This is a genomic window from Ruegeria sp. BH6, from assembly GCF_056538105.1.
On the sequence record NZ_JBQFSR010000015.1, the window covers coordinates 1 to 17139 of the forward strand.

Genomic DNA, 17139 nt, shown 5'->3' on the forward strand with positions numbered 1-17139 from the left:
TCGACGGGCTGGCCGCCAATGGCGAAGACGGCAACAGCGCCGTCGAAGCCAAGGTCAAAGCCGAGGTCGCAGACCTCTGCGCCAAATTCCCTCTCTATCCGAACCTGTAAGACGAAGGACCCTTACCCATGAGCTTTCATAACATCGACCAAGCCCCTGCCCGCCTGAACCGCAGCGAACTGGCCGTTCCGGGCAGCCAACCCGGAATGTTCGAAAAGGCCGCACAATCAGATGTAGATGTGATCTTCCTCGATCTGGAAGACGCGGTCGCGCCTGATGAAAAGGAACAGGCCCGCAAGAACATCATCGAGGCGCTGAACGATATCGACTGGGGCAATAAAACCATGTCGGTGCGGATCAACGGGCTGGATACGCATTATATGTATCGCGACGTGGTGGATGTGGTCGAACAGGCTGGCGAACGGCTGGACCTGATCATGATCCCCAAGGTTGGCACCGCTGCGGACGTCTATGCGGTCGATATGCTGGTAACGCAGATTGAGGACGCCAAAGGCTACAAGAAACGGATCGGGTTCGAACACATCATTGAAACCGCGCTTGGGATGCAGAATGTCAGCGAGATTGCGGCAGCTTCCAAACGCAATGAAAGCCTGCATTTCGGAGTGGCTGACTATGCGGCCTCGACCCGCGCACGAACCACGATCATCGGCGGCGTGAACCCCGATTATTCCGTTCTGACGGACCCGGATGCTGACGGAGACCGCATGACGCATTGGGGTGACATGTGGCACTATGCGCTGGCGCGCATGGTGGTTGCGGCACGCGCCAACGGACTGCGTCCAATCGATGGGCCATTTGGCGACTTTCAGGATCCCGACGGCTATCGAGCCGCTGCCAAACGCGCAGCGGTTCTGGGATGTGAAGGCAAATGGGCCATCCACCCCAGCCAAATTGCCCTGGCCAATGAGGTCATGTCGCCATCCGAGGCCGAAGTCACCAAGGCACAGCGCATTCTTGTCGCCATGGCCGAGGCTGAATCGGCGGGCAAAGGCGCTGTGTCTCTGGATGGCCGTCTGATCGACTATGCCTCAATCCGTCAGGCCGAAGTGCTGGTCGAAAAAGCAGGCCAGATCGCAGCGGCTTGATCGCATCATGACTGTGCAATCGTCCATATCGCTGCGCGATAGAGCCGCCGCCATCTTTGCAGAAGCCGTCGCTGCGGCGGACCCGGCGAAGTGCCTGCGCCAGCGGTTGCAATCAGCCCCATTGCCATCACCAGAACATGGCGGGCGCAGCATCCTGATTGCAATTGGGAAGGCTGCCCCTGCCATGATGGAGGAGGCATTGCAGCATGTTCAGGGCGATCACGTCGCCCTGATCGTAACCCATAGCGATAACCGGAGCGAAGTCCCCGGTGCGACGGTTTTGACCAGCGGGCACCCCATCCCGGATGAACGCGGTTTGAAAGCCGGGCGACAGATCATCGCTTTGCTCAGCGCAGCACGTAAGCAGGATCAAATCATTGCACTGATCTCCGGCGGGGGGTCGGCCTTGGTTCCCGCGCCTGTTGATGGTTTGACCCTTTTGGACAAAATTGCGGTCAATGAGGTTTTGTTGTCTTCCGGGCTGGACATCGTTCAGATGAACCTTGTGCGCCAGCACCTGAGCCAGCTCAAAGGCGGCGGGTTTTTGCTGCACGGCGCACCTGCCCCGATCACGGCGTATATCCTGTCGGATGTCATCGGTGATGATCTTCGGGCCGTAGCCAGCGGACCAACCGCCTTACCAATCGGCAGCCACGCGGACGCCCGCAGAACCTGCATCGAGGCCGGGATCTGGCACCGGCTACCAAAAGCCGTCCGAGCCCATCTGGAGAAGAGTATTCCTGAACATACCATAGCAGTTGAGGCAACAAATAGCCTGATTGGGTCGAACACAATTAGTTTGGAAGCCGCGTTTCGCTATGCGGCGCAGAACTACCGTACTGAAATTGTGTCCGACGCGTTGATTGGAGATGTGTCCGACGCGGCTGAACGGATTTTCCAAGCAGCCTTGTCCGCCACTTCGAACCGCCCAACCGCCCTGCTGTTTGGTGGTGAAACGACTGTACGTCTGCAAGGAACGGGTTGCGGCGGGCGCAACCAGGAATTGGCACTGCGCGTCGCCCAACTGACGCAATACCGCACGATACCCGGAAATTGGGTTTTTCTTAGCGGTGGTACGGATGGCCGCGACGGCCCAACCTCGGCGGCTGGCGCGATAGTGGATGCAGGGACGCTCACCCGAATCCGCGCGTCGGGACATGACCCTACCGCTCTGTTGGCGAGCAACGACAGTCATAAGGCTTTGACGCTGTCTAGTGATCTTCTGATGACCGGAGCGACCGGGACCAATGTAGCCGACATTCAGGTAATGCTGCTTGGGTCTAACGTTTGAAAGCCCGCGAATAGATCAGCAGATACTTAGATCTGTATTAAGCGATCTTCAGGTTTCAAACTCATCAAAGAGACACACACCGACCACAATTGCTGGATGCTGGCGGGGAACGATTTCGAACCCAAGCCGAACTATGGCAAAGTGATCAAGGGTGTCGGGGAGTCGTCACACCAACTTATAGTCGACAAAGAAATTCTGATGTTCGAATTTCGAGCGGCCCCTGTTTGTCTCACTCTCGGAGTTAGAGATGGTTGTTTTCAATGCGAACGTTCAGGCCTTAGTACAACCAGTTATCCAGATTCGGTACACTCTCGTTTGCTACCCACGGCGGTTCTATCACAGAGGTCAGGCATGCTATCGGGAATACCGTCTAATAATAGGAATTTGAGTTCTAGAATTTTTCTGTCAGCATCATTATTTTACTAGCAGGAAAAAATGGTGCTATGGTAGACCGAGTTGGATTGGGTAATGCACGTCGTCTTGTTGCAGAACCCGTTCGGACAAGTGTAGCAAGACATTGAAAGAATGAAATTGAAAAAAAACGACAAAGAAATGGCGACAAATCTGACACAGGATCCGCATTCTGTTCGCTCGGGTGACAGAGAAAAAGTTCTTGAAGTTGCCATTGGTCGCGAGGTTCGCGCTTTTCGCAAAAAGCAGAATACTACGGTCGCGGAATTGGCTCAGCTGACCGGATTGTCGATTGGTATGCTGTCCAAGATCGAAAACGGGAACACATCGCCTTCCCTGACGACTTTGCAATCGCTTGCTGATGCGCTTTCAGTTCCTCTGACAAGCTTTTTCAGACAATTTGAAGAGCGCCGCGAGGCGGTTCATACCAAAGCGGGTGAGGGCGTCGAGTTAGAGCGCGAAGGAACACGCGCCAATCATCAATATAATTTGTTGGGGCATATTGGTGCCAACGGTTCTGGCGTAATCGTAGAGCCCTACCTGATCACCCTGACCGTTGAATCCGACGTGTTCCCAACATTTCAACATGATGGAATCGAGACGATCTACATGCTGGAAGGCGAAGTAGATTACCGCCACGGAGACAAGATTTACCCCCTGAAACCGGGTGACACCTTGTTCTTTGACGCCGACGCACCGCATGGTCCGGAACGGTTGGTGAATCTGCCGGCACGCTACATTTCAGTGATCAGCTATCCGCAGACAAATTGACCGGCTTGCGCAACAAGAAATCCGTGGGGCTGTCATAGCCGACGTGGCTGCCGGCACTTACGATTGTAAATCCAAGCCTTGAAAACACACGGTGGTTTTCAGTGAGTTCCACGCGCGTTTCCAGTTCCAACGCTGATAGACCAAGGTCTGCTGCACGACTTGCAGCGTGATCTACCAAAGTGCGGCAGATACCCCGCCCCCGCATTCCTTCCTTCACCGCCAGCTTTCCTAGGTACAAGCTGTTGGCTTTGGGCGTCAAAAACATGCACGCGAATAGCGGTTGGCCCATGGCCCAGATTTCACCACCACCCCTGCAATGCGCCTGCATTCCTTCCACCGTTAGGTTATGGATAGACGAAGGAGGATTAATTCGGGCATCCATATACCGAAATGACGCGCGAAGCAGTGCAAGCGCGTCATACAATGCGAAGTCATCGGGCTGAATGAGCCAAGGTGTTTTGCCTGCATCAGTCATATGAGCCAAAACACGTCAAGGTGATCGCTTACTTTGACAAAGGCGGCTCTGTTTCCAGATCCGGCCATATACCGGGAGAGGTCGGTAATCCGTCGTCAAACTGACTAAGGTAGTCCAACATCATTGGGCGGTTGTCGATAAACCCCTTGTAGGTGGCGAGTTCAACCGGAAGGTCGCGAACAACACGGTGCAGCCGGCGACCCCATTTCGGCACCGTCATCAGATCTTGAAAACTGCAAAGATAACAACGGATTGGGAATACTAGCGCGTTTGATCGCGGCAATCGGAAGAATGTTTGCAATTCGACCCGAAGATGCTGCTTATGGGCTATGTTTTCGGGCGTCAGTGTGGTCTTTTGGATGCCCCATTTATGATAGTTTTCCGGGCTGGTATCCAACAGCGGGTTCACCGTCATGGTCCAGTTCAGCCGCCGTGCTGGCGCGCCCTGTTGAATGTTCAGCAGAAACTTCAGCGCGCGCTTGAAAATCCCCATCTCATGGGCTTTTGGAACCGGCGCGTGCCATTCGAAAAAATTCATGCCGATGTCGAAATCCAGGCTCCAATCGGCCTGGGTCGTGACCATACCAGCGTCCATCCACAGCATCTCGTCCCGCTGGTCCAGCACTGCGAAATCGCCTTGCGCCTGACGGGTAATGTACTCCATCGGCCCGTAAGGCAGCGTGGTTTCATCCATGAAGGTAAAGCTGTGATCGATCCCCAGTGGCTTGTTGATCCAGCGCCACTGGTTGCCGTTGCGGTGCAGTTCGAACAGGTCTGGGTAGTCCTCGGATTTGCTGACCATGATCAGTTCCAGCAAGTCCCAACCTGCCAATGTCATATGCGGCAGAGACTGACAGCGCAGCGGGTCCTGATCCAGAACGATGGCGCGGTCTTTCATTTCCGAGACATAGTGTTCATCCACGTCGAACCGCATCTCATAGACCGAGCCCTCGGGCCCGCCCCTATGCTGCTCCATGTTGACCGAATACATGTAGCTGTCTTCGTGGAACGGAAACGGAAAGCGTTTGATCGCCCATTCCGAGTTGTGGAACGTATAGTCGTCGCGGAAGGACTCGTCGTTGAATTGAATGGTCATGGTGGGCCTCCTCTCAGCGGTCCAGCACGAGGGACTTGCCCTCGAAACGCGATACGCAGGGCATGATTTTTTTGCCTGCTGCCTTTTCTTCGTCGGTCAGCCAATGATCGCGATGAACAAAATTGCCGTCGTGATCCAACACAACGGTTTCGCATTGGCCACAGGCCCCGCCACGGCACAGATACGGGGCGTCGACACCTTCGCGCTCGATAGCCTCCAGAAGGCTTTCGTTTTCACCCACATGAATGACCTTGTCGGAAGACGCCAGACGCACTTCGAACGGTTTGCCGGGCTGAGGCGCCAAGAACTCTTCGTAATGCACGCAATCTTCGGGCCAGCCTTCGGCAGCGGCAGTATTGCGCACCCAATCGATCATGCCCTTTGGTCCGCAGACATAGACATGGGTGCCCAGGGGTTGCCCGCTGAGAAGGTTTTCCAGATCAATCGCCTGATTCTGATCGTCGTAATACAGATGCGTTTCGTTTGGATGCCTGTCTGTCAGTTGGTCCGCATAAGATGCCAGCGCCTGATTGCGACAGGCATAGTGCAGCTCCCAATGACCGTGCAGCAGTTCGAGCTGTTTGATCTGCGCCAGAAACGGGGTGATTCCGATACCACCGGCCAGAAACAGATGTTTGCGGGCCCGCAAATCAAGCGAGAACAGGTTGACCGGGTAGCTGATGGTCATCTCGTCGCCCAGCTTGACCTGACGGTGCATGAACAACGACCCTCCCCTGCCCTGATCATCGCGGCGAACCGAGATCGTATAGGATGATTGATCGAACGGATCGGACATCAGGGAATAAGGGTTGAGCCGCGTGATGCCGCCATCCTGCATTTCGACCACGGTATGTGCACCGCCCGAAAAGGTTGGCAACTGTCTGCCGTCAACGCGTTCGAACCGGAACCGTGTTACTAATTCGTTCAGCGGGGTAATTTCTGTAACTTTGACCTGAATTTTCTCTGCGCCACTCATTCGTAGATTCCCTTCGGCTCGGGCACGTTACCATGATCCTCGGCGTCAACGCGGACGCCCTGATAGGCGGCAAGGCGGCGGGAATAGTGGTCGCGCACAAAAAGGTTTAAACCACAGTGCGAGCAGACAAACGGATCGACCTCGACATCATCGGTAATGCCCTTGCAGTGCACACATTGCATACGGCGCGCAGTCGAGCCGCGATGCTCGGTCTGGATCGCGGTATGTGGCAAGCCAACAGCCATCACCTCATTCATAGCCTGACCCATCATGCCCTCTGTGCCGGTCAGATAGACCTGCAACCCCATATGCGCATCCTCCAGCACACGGCGAATGCGCTGTAGCGCGGCCTCATAGGACGGGCCTTCGTAGAATTGCGCGGGATTCAGCGCTTGCAGTTTTGTCGTGAAATCCGTCCCTTTGGGAATATAGATCAAGTGGGTTTTGGCCATCAGGTCAGGTGTCGCGATGTCAAGAACGGCTTCGGCCCCTTCGGCCTCGGCGATCATGAGATGATGTTCACCTGAGCGAACCTCTAGCGTACCCCAGACCGGGCGGCTTGCGATTGACTTGGGAAATTCGAACTTTGACATTTTGCCCTCAAATAGGAAAAGGGCGCCTCGGTGTGTCCGTTGCGCCCCCTTAAACTCAGCCCTTTGCGGTTCTGATCGATTTGTCCTGGTCGTAGAACGGCATCTCTTCCGCAGTCGCTGCTATTTCTGTCCCGTCGCCGTTTCGTACCGTCAGCTGGGTGCCGGGTGAGGCACAGGCGACTGGCATCCGCGCGATACCTACGTTGTGGCCATTGATCTCGGAATACATGCCGAAGGTGACAACGCCGACCTTTTCGCCGTTTTGCAGCAGGTCCGCACCCTCATCCGCCGGAATTGTACCGTCCAGTTTGACACCGTAGATCTTGAACCGCTCTTTACCTTTCGAGGCGTAGTGGTTCTCGGCACCGATAAAACCAGTTTTGCCCGGTGAGACTGTAAATTCCAGGCCCAACTCCCAAAGGGTATCGCCGCATGTTTCATCGTCGAACGGATAGGTTTCCGAATTGTCGCCTGGATAGAACAGAAGGTAGCTTTCGGTTCGCAGCAGATCGAGTGTCGAGAACTGGACCGGAACGATGCCCATATCCTTGCCTTCGGCCAGGATGTTGTCCCAAAGGTGCACGGCATGCTTGGCCTGACAGAAAATCTCGTACCCGCGTTCACCGGTGTAGCCGGTCCGCGAAATCATCACCGGGCAGCCATAGAGCTTGGTTTGCATGATACCGAAGTAGGCCAGATCACGAATTCCGGGAACATGCTTGGCCAGGAAGTCCACCGCAACCGGTCCCTGCAAAGACATGTCGTGCATGTCGTCGTCAAAGATGACCGAACAATTCTTGCCAGCCGCCACTGATGTCAGCTGCTCCATACCCGTTCCTGTGCCGTGCACGACAAGCCACGTGTTCACTGACAGGCGGTAGATGATGCAATCGTCAACGAACTTGCCTTCGGGATTCAGGATCGACGCATAAGTCGACCGACCCGGCATGATCTTTTCCACGTTCCGCGTAGTAACGCGGTCAATGACATAAGCCGCATCTTCGCCGACCACGTGAACCTTTTTCAGACCCGACACATCCATTAGACCGGCCTTAGTACGGATGGCTTCGTAATCCGCCTTGGCGCGTTCCGGGCTATGGTCATAGAACCATGCGGTTCCCATACCGTTCCAGTCTTCTAACTCGCCGCCGATCTCGGCATGGCGCTGCGCAAGGGCGGACGTCCTCCAAAGAATGGCCATTGTTCAGCTCTCCCGTTGATTGCTTTTTTGTTGACCATATTGAGGCCGATGTCAGATTGAAAATCAACACCCATGTGCAGATTTTTTTCCTGTTGGGAATATTAGGCTGCAATTTGTGCACCCTAATACAAATTACCGAGAATGGCATAAGTGGTTATTTATCAATACCATGGGTTGAATTTCGATGGGCCTAAAAGTGCATGAACCAAATGCCTAAAAGATGTTTGCCCCACATATCTATTGACAGGTCGCCAATGAAATTGTCCCCTGAGTAGATAAATATTCCCAGCAGGAAATTCTTCGCAGAAAGACCTCCTGCTGCAACAACAGGGAGACTACGAAGTGGATGGTAATCTAAATGCACTAACGACGGTCTTTACCGAGTTCTACTACTGGGTAACGGTCGTTTTCATGTTCCTGATCCATGTGGGCTTTTGCATGTACGAGGTCGGTGCCAGTCGTGCCCGCAACCATATGCACACATTGATGAAAAACATCATGATCATCCCGCTGGTAACGGTCACGTTCTTCTTCTTTGGATGGTGGATTTACTGGGCCTTTCCGAACTTTCCGTTCTGGGGCGGTCTGGACACCGAAGCGGGCGCTGCCAATCTGCCCTGGGCAGATACGATGGCGACCAATTTAAGTGACAGAATCACTGGCGTCTTCTGGGCCGCGTTCTTGCTGTTCTCATGGACTGCAGCCTCGATCGTTTCAGGTTCTGTAATCGAGCGGATCAGATCCTCTGCCCTGTGGGTCCATGCTGTGATGATTGGTTCTGTTTGGTGGATCATAGACGCTGCGTGGGGCTGGCACTATGGCGGCTGGATGGTACGCCTTCTAGGATACCACGACGCCTATGCTTCAGGCGTTATCCACGCGATTGCAGGTGGTTACGCGCTTGGCGTGATTATGGTTCTGGGTCCACGCCTGGGTAAATTTGCCAAGGACGGTACGCCGCGGGATATTCCGCCGCACAACCCCTGGATGCTAACCATCGGGATATTCCTTATCTACACAGGTTTCTGGGGCTTCTACGCCGCGTGTAACGTTCCAGCGATCTCGCCTGAGGCAATCGACGGTCAAATCACAGGTGTGACTTGGACCGCAACCAACATCTATCTGGCCCCAACTACGCTCTCCGCGATTACCTTCAACTTCCTGATGTCGCTGTCCGGCGGGTTGATGGCAGCGTATGTGGTTTCCAAAGGCGACGCCTTCTGGACATTCTCGGGCGGTCTGGCCGGAATTATCACCGCCTCGGCAGGTAACGATCTGTATCACCCGATCCAGGCAATGATCATTGCCGCCATCGGTGTCGTGATCGTTTACAAACTGCACTATTGGGTTGAGCGTCGGTTCAAGCTGGATGATGCCGTTGGGGCTGTCGCCGTGCATGGCTACGCAGGGTTCGTTGGCTTGGTGATTTCGGGCTTTGTCCTCTGGGGTGTGCCTTCTTCTCCATATGAAGGCTACGCGACGATTAACCCGGTCGGTCAAATCACTGGTGCTGTCATCATGTTCTTTGTTCTTGGCTTCTTGCCAGGTTGGATTCTGGCGAAAATTCAATCGGCCGCTGGTGTTCTGCGCATCCCGGAAGAAGTTGAACTTCAGGGTCTCGATTACGCTGAACACCATGCCTACGAAGACGCCAAAGCCGCGATTATTGCAGCCGACAAGGAAGAACTGGCTGCCCGTGGCGTAGCAGCTAAGTAAGGGAGAAAAATATGTCTACCAATGGATATACAAATTGGGCCGTGGATCTGGCCGAAGTCGGACCAATCTATCCCTTCCAAGGTTACGAAGTTCTGATGGTCATTGTGGGCGTCATATTCTGGATCGGATGGCATCGCATCCAATTTGTCCGGGAAGGCGAGCACCTTGAGAAAGCCCGTCACACCGGCGACGAAGAAAAAGTGAAAGCACAGCTGGAACGATACTGATCCTGCTTTGAAAGCTGGCAATGGGCATAAATTCAAATTCTTGCCCATTGCCTCTCAGGAAAATTTATTTCCTATGATTATTGATGTCCGTTTGAATTGTTGGTACCGTAGAATCATAACGAAACACACAAGGAGATCTGCCAGCCATGTGCGGAATTGTTGGATTATTCCTCAAAGACCAGTCTCTTGCGCCCCAACTGGGCAATATGCTGACAGACATGCTGATCACGATGACGGATCGCGGCCCCGACAGCGCGGGGATTGCGATTTATGGTGAGGAAACAGGTGGCAAGACTAAGATGACGCTGCAGTCGCCCAATCCCAAGGACGACTTTGCCGGTCTAGCCGAAGAGCTGGGGCAGCACTTGGGCTTGGTGGTAAGCCAGACTGATAATGACACGCACTCTGTGCTAGACGTTCCGGCCGGGCAGTTTGAAGCGGCACGGGCCGCGTTGGCAGAGATCCGGCCTTCGGTCCGGATTATGAGCCGGGGCGAGATGCTGGAGATCTACAAGGAAGTTGGCCTACCCAAAGACGTGGCCGCGCGCTTTGACATCAGCAGCATGAGCGGCACGCATGGCATTGGTCATACACGCATGGCAACGGAATCTGCGGTCACGACGATGGGTGCGCACCCGTTCAACACCGGACCCGATCAGTGTCTGGTTCACAACGGCTCGCTGTCAAACCACAACTCGCTGCGCCGCAAGCTGCGTCGCGAAGGAGTGGTAATCCAAACCGAAAACGATACCGAGGTCGGTGCCGCCTATCTGACCTGGAAGATGATGAACGGGGCCACCTTGGGTGAGGCGCTGGAAAGCAGCCTTGAGGATCTGGATGGCTTCTTCACCTTTGTTGTCGGCACCAAGGATGGGTTCGGCGTGGTCCGCGATCCGATCGCCTGCAAACCGGCAGTAATGGCCGAGACCGATCAATACGTGGCCTTTGGCAGCGAATATCGGGCGCTTGTGAACCTGCCCGGCATTGAAGACGCCCGCGTCTGGGAGCCGGAACCAGCAACGGTTTACTTCTGGTCCCACAACGACAGCCCGACAACGACGGAAAAGGCCGCCTGACATGCAGACCTATGATCTTGAAGCAAACGGCCTGCGCGGGCTGAACGCAACGCTGCAATCGCAATCCACCGAGACGAACCAAACCAGCTGGGAGGTTGTGAACCCCAAGGGCAGCCACGCGATTGCCGTCGGGCTGGACGCGCCCATCGAAGTGACAGTCAAGGGGTCCACCGGCTACTACTGCGCTGGCATGAACCAGCAGGCGACGGTCAAGGTTGAAGGCTCGGTCGGGCCTGGCGTGGCCGAGAACATGATGTCCGGTCAGGTGATCGTCGATGGCGATGCCAGCCAGTATGCCGGGGCCACGGGTCATGGCGGGTTGCTTGTGATCAAGGGCAATGCAAGCTCGCGTTGCGGAATTTCGATGAAAGGCATCGACATCGTTGTGCATGGCAGTATCGGCCACATGTCGGCCTTTATGGCACAGGCCGGTAACCTTGTGGTCTGTGGCGATGCAGGCGACGCGCTTGGCGACTCGCTGTATGAAGCGCGACTGTTCGTGCGCGGCTCGGTCAAAAGTCTCGGCGCTGACTGCATCGAGAAAGAGATGCGCCCCGAGCACCTGGAGATTCTGAAGGACCTGCTGGATCGCGCAGGCGCGGACGCCAGTCCGGAAGAGTTCAAACGCTACGGCTCAGCTCGCGAACTGTACAACTTCGACATCGACAATTCCGCCGCTTACTGAGGAAGAAGGGTATGAAAGATATGGACGATCAGATCCCCCGCACCCTGCCGATCCAGTCGGCGACATTTTCCAACCCGATCAATGCCGAGATCCGCCGCGCCGCAGCCACGGGCATCTATGACATCCGCGGTGGCGGTGCCAAGCGCAAGGTGCCCCATTTTGACGACTTGCTGTTTCTGGGCGCGTCGGTGTCACGATATCCGCTGGAAGGCTATCGCGAACGATGCGACACCTCGGTAACGCTGGGCACGCGCTTTGCCAAGAAACCGATCGAACTGGACATTCCGATCACCATTGCGGGCATGAGCTTTGGCGCGCTCTCTGGCCCGGCGAAAGAAGCCTTGGGCCGGGGCGCATCGGCAGCTGGCACGTCAACCACCACCGGTGACGGCGGTATGACACCCGAGGAACGCGGTCACTCCAGCAAGCTGGTCTACCAGTATCTGCCCTCGCGCTATGGCATGAACCCAAACGACCTGAGGAAGGCCGACGCGATCGAGATCGTGGTCGGTCAGGGTGCCAAACCCGGTGGCGGCGGTATGCTGCTGGGACAGAAGATTAGCGACCGTGTGGCCGAAATGCGCACCTTGCCCAAGGGTATCGACCAGCGCTCGGCCTGTCGCCATCCTGACTGGACCGGCCCGGATGATCTGGAAATCAAGATCCTCGAATTGCGTGAGATTACAGACTGGCAAGTGCCGATCTATGTCAAGGTTGGCGCGACCCGCCCCTATTATGATACGGCATTGGCGGTAAAGGCCGGCGCCGATGTGGTGGTGATGGACGGGATGCAGGGCGGTACGGCCGCGACGCAGGACGTCTTTATCGAACATGTGGGCCTACCGACGCTTTCGTGCATTCGCCCTGCCGTGCAGGCGCTGCAGGATCTGGGTGTGCATCGCGAGGTTCAGCTGGTGATCTCGGGCGGAATCCGCACCGGAGCCGATGTTGCCAAAGCTTTGGCGCTTGGCGCGGATGCGGTGGCCATTGGCACCGCCGCGCTAGTGGCGCTTGGCGACAACGATCCGAAATGGGAAGCCGAGTATCAGAAGCTGGGCACTACCACCGGAGCCTATGACGACTGGCACGAAGGTCAGGATCCAGCAGGCATTACTACACAGGATCCCGATCTTGCCGCCCGTCTAAACCCGGTCGAGGCCGGACGCCATCTGCGCAACTATCTCAAGGTGATGACGCTTGAGGCACAGACCATCGCGCGGGCCTGTGGTCACAACCACTTGCACAACCTCGAACCCGAAGACCTATGCGCCCTGACCATGGAGGCAGCCGCGATGGCCCGAGTGCCATTGGCCGGTACCAGCTGGTACCCGGGCAAAGAAGGGTTCTGAAAAATAATTGCGCGGCTCTCTGACAAGGGCCGCGTTTTGCATTTGAACAACGAAAAACAACAGGGAAAGGAAAGCCATCGTGACAACAGATCTCGCAGCTTTCGCAAAAGAAAAAGGCGTCAAATACTTCATGATCTCTTTCACCGACCTGTTCGGTGGGCAGCGGGCTAAGCTAGTGCCCGCACAGGCGATAGCCGACATGCAAGAAGATGGCGCGGGTTTTGCCGGGTTTGCTACCTGGTTGGACATGACCCCGGCGCATCCTGACATGTTGGCAGTGCCGGACCCCTCCTCAGTCATTCAATTGCCGTGGAAGCCCGAGGTGGCTTGGGTTGCTGGCAACTGTGTGATGGAAGGCAAGGACGTCGCTCAGGCACCACGCAACGTGTTGAGACGCCTGATCGGCGAGGCCGCCGAAATGGGCATGCATGTCAAGACCGGCATCGAGGCCGAGTTCTTCCTGTTGACCCCCGACGGCGAGCAAATCAGCGACCCGTTCGATACCGCCGAAAAGCCCTGCTATGATCAGCAGGCGGTGATGCGCCGCTATGACGTGGTGCGTGAGATCTGCGACTACATGCTGGAATTGGGCTGGGGACCCTATCAGAACGACCACGAAGACGCCAATGGCCAGTTCGAAATGAACTGGGAGTTCGACGATGTCCTGCGCACCGCGGACAAGCACTCCTTCTTCAAGTTCATGACAAAGTCGGTGGCCGAAAAACACGGCTTTCGCGCTACTTTCATGCCCAAGCCCGTTGAAGGGCTGACTGGTAATGGTTGCCACGCCCATATCTCGGTCTGGGATGCGCCTGGGGCAGAGTCCAAAACGAACGTCTTTGCCGGTGAAGGCGAAGGCCCGACTGGCGAGGTTGGGCTGGGTGAACAGGGTAAGTACTTCCTGGGCGGGATCATGAAACATGCAAGTGCTCTGGCCGCGATCACCAACCCGACCGTGAACAGCTACAAGCGCATCAACGCGCCGCGCACCATGTCGGGCGCGACCTGGGCTCCCAATACCGTGACCTGGACTGGCAATAACCGCACTCACATGGTCCGAGTCCCCGGCCCGGGCCGTTTCGAGTTGCGTCTGGCCGACGGGGCCACCAACCCCTATCTGCTGCAGGCGGTCATCATCGCCGCGGGCCTGTCTGGCATCCGATCCAAGGCTGATCCGGGGCGGCGTTGGGACATCGACATGTATGCCGAAGGACACACCGTCACCGACGCCCCTAAACTGCCGCTGAACATGCTCGACGGATTACGCGAATACGACAACGATACTGAGCTGAAAGCCATGATGGGTCAGGAATTCTCAAGCGCATTCCTAAAAATGAAACACCAGGAGTGGAACTCCTTCGTCAGTCATTTCTCACGCTGGGAAAAAGACCACACACTCGACATCTAAACAAATCAGGGGCTGCAGAAATTCTGCTGCCCCACCCCTTCGGTTAAGCAGAGACCCGCACCTCGTGAACATACTGATTTTCCAGCATACACCGGGCGAAAACCCCGGAGCATTTCTGGAGCACATTTCGTCATGCGGTGATACGGCCAGTATTGTGCATCTCTATGATGGTCAACCGATCCCGCAGCTCGACGAGTTTGATTTACTTCTTGTTCTTGGCGGTCCGATGGACGTCTGGGAAATCGAAGCTAACCCATGGCTTGTGCGTGAGAAGCAAGCAATCAGGACTTGGGTTCAAGACTTCAAACGTCCTTATTTTGGTATTTGTCTGGGCCACCAACTTTTGGTTGACGCGTTAGGTGGGAAATGCGCACGCATGCAAAAGCCCGAGATCGGTGTGCATTCCATCAATCTGACCGATAACACGTGGGGTGATCCGCTGTTCGAGCTCTTGCCTCATCAATTCCGGGTGCTTCAATGGCATGGAGTTGAAGCTGTTGATCTGCCAGCCGACTCATCAATTCTGGCACAATCTGATGCCTCTGCTGTTCAGGCATTGCGGGTTTCGGACTGTGCGTGGAGCGTACAATTTCATCCCGAGCTTGTTCAGGGCACGATCCAATCGTGGATGGGCGACCCCGCCAACCATCAATGCGCTGTTGATTGGCTTGGCTCTGCAGATGCAGCGTGGGAAATGGTTTCTGACAGCGAAAAAATAGTTGAAGAACAATTCAAGATAACATCCAGTATCTATAACAGATTGCGACAGATTTGATCACACGCGATCAACCCGGAACCTCAAGGTTCTTTTCGCTGTCTGCTTCAACCCTCCAATCGGGGACATCGTTGACAAGCATCAGCGCAGCGCGACGCAATGTTGCTCGCATTTTGTCCACCACTGGACCGTCCATTTCGCAATCTGCCAACGCGGCGTCAAAAGTTTCCAGCCAAAGCTCGGCATCCGCTTCACGTATCGGCACATGCGCGTGGATTTCTCGCAAGTCCATATGACCAAATCGCTCACGATAATATGCACGACCGCCCAAAAACCCGCTCAGGAATTCGAACTGCGCCTGTCTTGTATGAGACAACCCATGACCGCGAAAATGTAGCCTGTGCAGCGAATGCACCGCCGGGTCGGTCTCCATTCGGTCGTAGAACCGCTCGACAAGAGTCCGCAGCTTTTCTTCGCCACCGAGTTGATCCAAAGCCGATGACATAGGTCTCTTCTCCGAGCTGCCGCTGTCAATAAATATTGCATATCAGGAAAATAAGTTTATCACCAGTGACATGTTGGCGCGGTTGATATCGAGAGAAGAATACGAGTTTTCCGGGTATTCCCAGTTACGCGAGGCGACCGGATGAGTGCCCTTGCATTGGGACTGCTGGCAGCATTGTGCTGGGGTTTTCACGATCTTGCCGTGCGATATGTCAGCCAGACCGTCAGTGTCATTGCCGCATTGATGGCCGTGCTGGTTGCAGGGGCGCTGTTACAGTTCGGTCTTGTGGCAATCTGGGTTGGGTTCGCCACCATGTCCGCCAAGGCCGTGTCATACGCGGTTGTAGCGGGCGGCTTCTACTTACTGGCTGGCCTCAGTATGTATGCTGCGTTTCAGCGCGGGCCTGTACGTCTGGTCGCTCCGCTTGTCGCCAGCTATCCGGTCTTGTCTGTCTCACTTGCGATATGGCGCGGTTCCGAGGTCAGCATCTGGCATTGGCTGGCGATCATTGCCATTGGTGTCGGCGTGTCCATTGTATCGACCCAATCGGACGACAGTACGGAATACCCTGCCGCCGGGCCGACGATTGCCTTTTCCATACTTGCTGCAATCGGGTTCGCTGCAACGTTCGCTTTGGGTCAATATGCAGCCGAACTGGGCGACGAGTTCACTGTTTCACTGATTGGCCGTCTAACCGCTATCCCTGTGCTGGCAGCTATCGCCGTTGCATCTCGCAAGTCGCTTTGGCCGGGCACACGCGCCCTGCCCCTATTGTGCCTAATGGGTGCGCTCGATGCGGTGGCGATTCTATGCGTCGTGTCTGCCGGTGGGTTGCCTAATGCCCAATACGCGTCCGTTACAGCGTCGATCTTCGGGTTGTTGACCGTTGTTTTGGCCTGGGCAATTTTGCGAGAGGAAATGGCTTTCGTTCAATGGCTTGGATGCATCATCGCTTTTGCGGGAATCGGCTACCTCGCGATCTGAGCATCTCCCTTATCCAACGCAACCCTATGGGCCTGATGGGCTGCAATCGCACTGTTCAGTATGCAATCAACTTCGCCCGGACGAACGGGTCCGGGATAGTGCCATGCCCCGGGGCGAATGAGGTCTTTGTGTACCTTTAATTCACTTCGCAGGTTGAGTACGTCAATATGCGCAGGTACATCAGGTAAAAGCAGGACAGCATAGACATCCGCCGCCCCGTTCAGTTGCTTGATCTGAGTTCGACATTCGTCCTGCGACATATCTTTGCCCCAGAATTGCTGATCCAGTGCCATGTCCGTTTGTGCCGCGCGAGTTATCAAAGCGCGGACGCGTGCAACATTCGTCGAAGAGTGGCCAATTGATACAATCACCATACGCGTGGCGCGGCCCGCCAAACGCCAATATTGTAGCACTTTGGAACTGGCAGACTTGCTACCGCCTGAGCGAAGAACGGCAGCAAATCTCAAGCTGTCAGGCCTTCGGGCTCTGGCAAGGCATTGGCGCGACAGCAGGCCGTCAGTGTGTTGGCCAGCAAGCAGGCAATGGTCATCGGT

At 55.6% G+C, this 17139-nt stretch carries 18 protein-coding genes; 11 read left to right on the forward strand and 7 right to left on the reverse strand.

Going from position 1 to position 17139, the window contains the following annotated elements:
* The first annotated feature begins 128 nt into the window (after nt 1-128).
* The 3 genes from ACR0B8_RS20035 to ACR0B8_RS20045 all read left to right on the forward strand — a co-directional run bounded on the left by ACR0B8_RS20035 (nt 129) and on the right by ACR0B8_RS20045 (nt 3579).
* Nucleotides 129-1106, forward strand: coding sequence for an HpcH/HpaI aldolase/citrate lyase family protein (locus ACR0B8_RS20035; RefSeq protein ID WP_170507843.1), 978 nt, complete (start codon nt 129-131; stop codon nt 1104-1106).
* Between the two features lie 7 nt (nt 1107-1113).
* The gene (locus ACR0B8_RS20040) at nt 1114-2397 is read left to right on the forward strand and encodes a glycerate kinase type-2 family protein (protein WP_480659430.1); all 1284 of its coding nucleotides are present in this window, start codon (nt 1114-1116) and stop codon (nt 2395-2397) included.
* A gap of 525 nt (nt 2398-2922) precedes the next feature.
* Nucleotides 2923-3579: a helix-turn-helix domain-containing protein gene (locus ACR0B8_RS20045; RefSeq protein ID WP_170352117.1), complete on the forward strand. Its 657-nt coding sequence runs from the start codon at nt 2923-2925 to the stop codon at nt 3577-3579.
* On the opposite strand, the gene ACR0B8_RS20050 is transcribed toward ACR0B8_RS20045, so the two are convergent.
* The 5 genes from ACR0B8_RS20050 to ACR0B8_RS20070 are packed head-to-tail and all read right to left on the reverse strand — an operon-like array spanning nt 3557 to nt 7920.
* A complete protein-coding gene (locus ACR0B8_RS20050) occupies nt 3557-4054 on the reverse strand; it encodes a GNAT family N-acetyltransferase (RefSeq protein ID WP_226689896.1) in 498 nt (165 codons plus the stop codon). The two genes, ACR0B8_RS20045 and ACR0B8_RS20050, sit on opposite strands and share 23 nt — an antisense overlap.
* Before the next feature lie 28 nt (nt 4055-4082).
* Nucleotides 4083-5150, reverse strand: a complete 1068-nt coding sequence (locus ACR0B8_RS20055; protein ID WP_170362861.1) for a heme-dependent oxidative N-demethylase family protein — start codon at nt 5148-5150, stop codon at nt 4083-4085.
* Between the two features lie 13 nt (nt 5151-5163).
* Nucleotides 5164-6126 carry a PDR/VanB family oxidoreductase gene (locus ACR0B8_RS20060; protein ID WP_170362863.1) on the reverse strand — a complete coding sequence of 321 codons (963 nt, stop codon included), beginning with the start codon at nt 6124-6126 and terminating at the stop codon, nt 5164-5166.
* The gene (locus ACR0B8_RS20065) at nt 6123-6719 is read right to left on the reverse strand and encodes a dimethylamine monooxygenase subunit DmmA family protein (RefSeq protein WP_170379889.1); all 597 of its coding nucleotides are present in this window, start codon (nt 6717-6719) and stop codon (nt 6123-6125) included. The genes ACR0B8_RS20060 and ACR0B8_RS20065 overlap by 4 nt, the downstream gene beginning before the upstream one ends.
* Nucleotides 6720-6774: 55 nt before the next feature.
* Nucleotides 6775-7920, reverse strand: coding sequence for an aminomethyl transferase family protein (locus ACR0B8_RS20070; protein ID WP_170352112.1), 1146 nt, complete (start codon nt 7918-7920; stop codon nt 6775-6777).
* A 342-nt stretch (nt 7921-8262) separates the two neighbouring features.
* Between ACR0B8_RS20070 and ACR0B8_RS20075 the strand changes: the two genes are divergently transcribed.
* From ACR0B8_RS20075 to ACR0B8_RS20105, 7 genes are all read left to right on the forward strand, one after another.
* Complete coding sequence (locus tag ACR0B8_RS20075; protein ID WP_170362869.1) at nt 8263-9636, forward strand: ammonium transporter; 1374 nt, start codon at nt 8263-8265, stop codon at nt 9634-9636.
* 11 nt (nt 9637-9647) lie between these two features.
* Nucleotides 9648-9863, forward strand: a complete 216-nt coding sequence (locus ACR0B8_RS20080) for a hypothetical protein (RefSeq protein ID WP_170352110.1) — start codon at nt 9648-9650, stop codon at nt 9861-9863.
* 146 nt (nt 9864-10009) lie between these two features.
* Nucleotides 10010-10939: a class II glutamine amidotransferase gene (locus ACR0B8_RS20085; RefSeq protein WP_226689893.1), complete on the forward strand. Its 930-nt coding sequence runs from the start codon at nt 10010-10012 to the stop codon at nt 10937-10939.
* A 1-nt stretch (nt 10940) separates the two neighbouring features.
* Nucleotides 10941-11624, forward strand: coding sequence for a GltB/FmdC/FwdC-like GXGXG domain-containing protein (locus ACR0B8_RS20090; protein WP_170362873.1), 684 nt, complete (start codon nt 10941-10943; stop codon nt 11622-11624).
* A gap of 20 nt (nt 11625-11644) precedes the next feature.
* Nucleotides 11645-12973 carry an FMN-binding glutamate synthase family protein gene (locus ACR0B8_RS20095; RefSeq protein ID WP_480659432.1) on the forward strand — a complete coding sequence of 443 codons (1329 nt, stop codon included), beginning with the start codon at nt 11645-11647 and terminating at the stop codon, nt 12971-12973.
* A 79-nt stretch (nt 12974-13052) separates the two neighbouring features.
* Nucleotides 13053-14381: a type III glutamate--ammonia ligase gene (gene glnT, locus ACR0B8_RS20100; RefSeq protein WP_170362875.1), complete on the forward strand. Its 1329-nt coding sequence runs from the start codon at nt 13053-13055 to the stop codon at nt 14379-14381.
* A gap of 64 nt (nt 14382-14445) precedes the next feature.
* The gene (locus ACR0B8_RS20105) at nt 14446-15156 is read left to right on the forward strand and encodes a type 1 glutamine amidotransferase (protein ID WP_170362877.1); all 711 of its coding nucleotides are present in this window, start codon (nt 14446-14448) and stop codon (nt 15154-15156) included.
* Nucleotides 15157-15166: 10 nt separating this feature from the next.
* On the opposite strand, the gene ACR0B8_RS20110 is transcribed toward ACR0B8_RS20105, so the two are convergent.
* Entirely contained in the window at nt 15167-15601 is a 435-nt protein-coding gene (locus tag ACR0B8_RS20110) for a group II truncated hemoglobin (RefSeq protein WP_226689894.1), read from the reverse strand.
* Between the two features lie 141 nt (nt 15602-15742).
* On the opposite strand from ACR0B8_RS20110, the gene ACR0B8_RS20115 reads away from it, so the two are divergent.
* Complete coding sequence (locus ACR0B8_RS20115; protein WP_170362881.1) at nt 15743-16585, forward strand: DMT family transporter; 843 nt, start codon at nt 15743-15745, stop codon at nt 16583-16585.
* Here the strand turns inward: ACR0B8_RS20115 and ACR0B8_RS20120 are convergent.
* Nucleotides 16570-16878, reverse strand: a complete 309-nt coding sequence (locus ACR0B8_RS20120) for a hypothetical protein (RefSeq protein WP_226689895.1) — start codon at nt 16876-16878, stop codon at nt 16570-16572. The genes ACR0B8_RS20115 and ACR0B8_RS20120 overlap by 16 nt on opposite strands.
* Nucleotides 16879-17139: the final 261 nt, after the last annotated feature.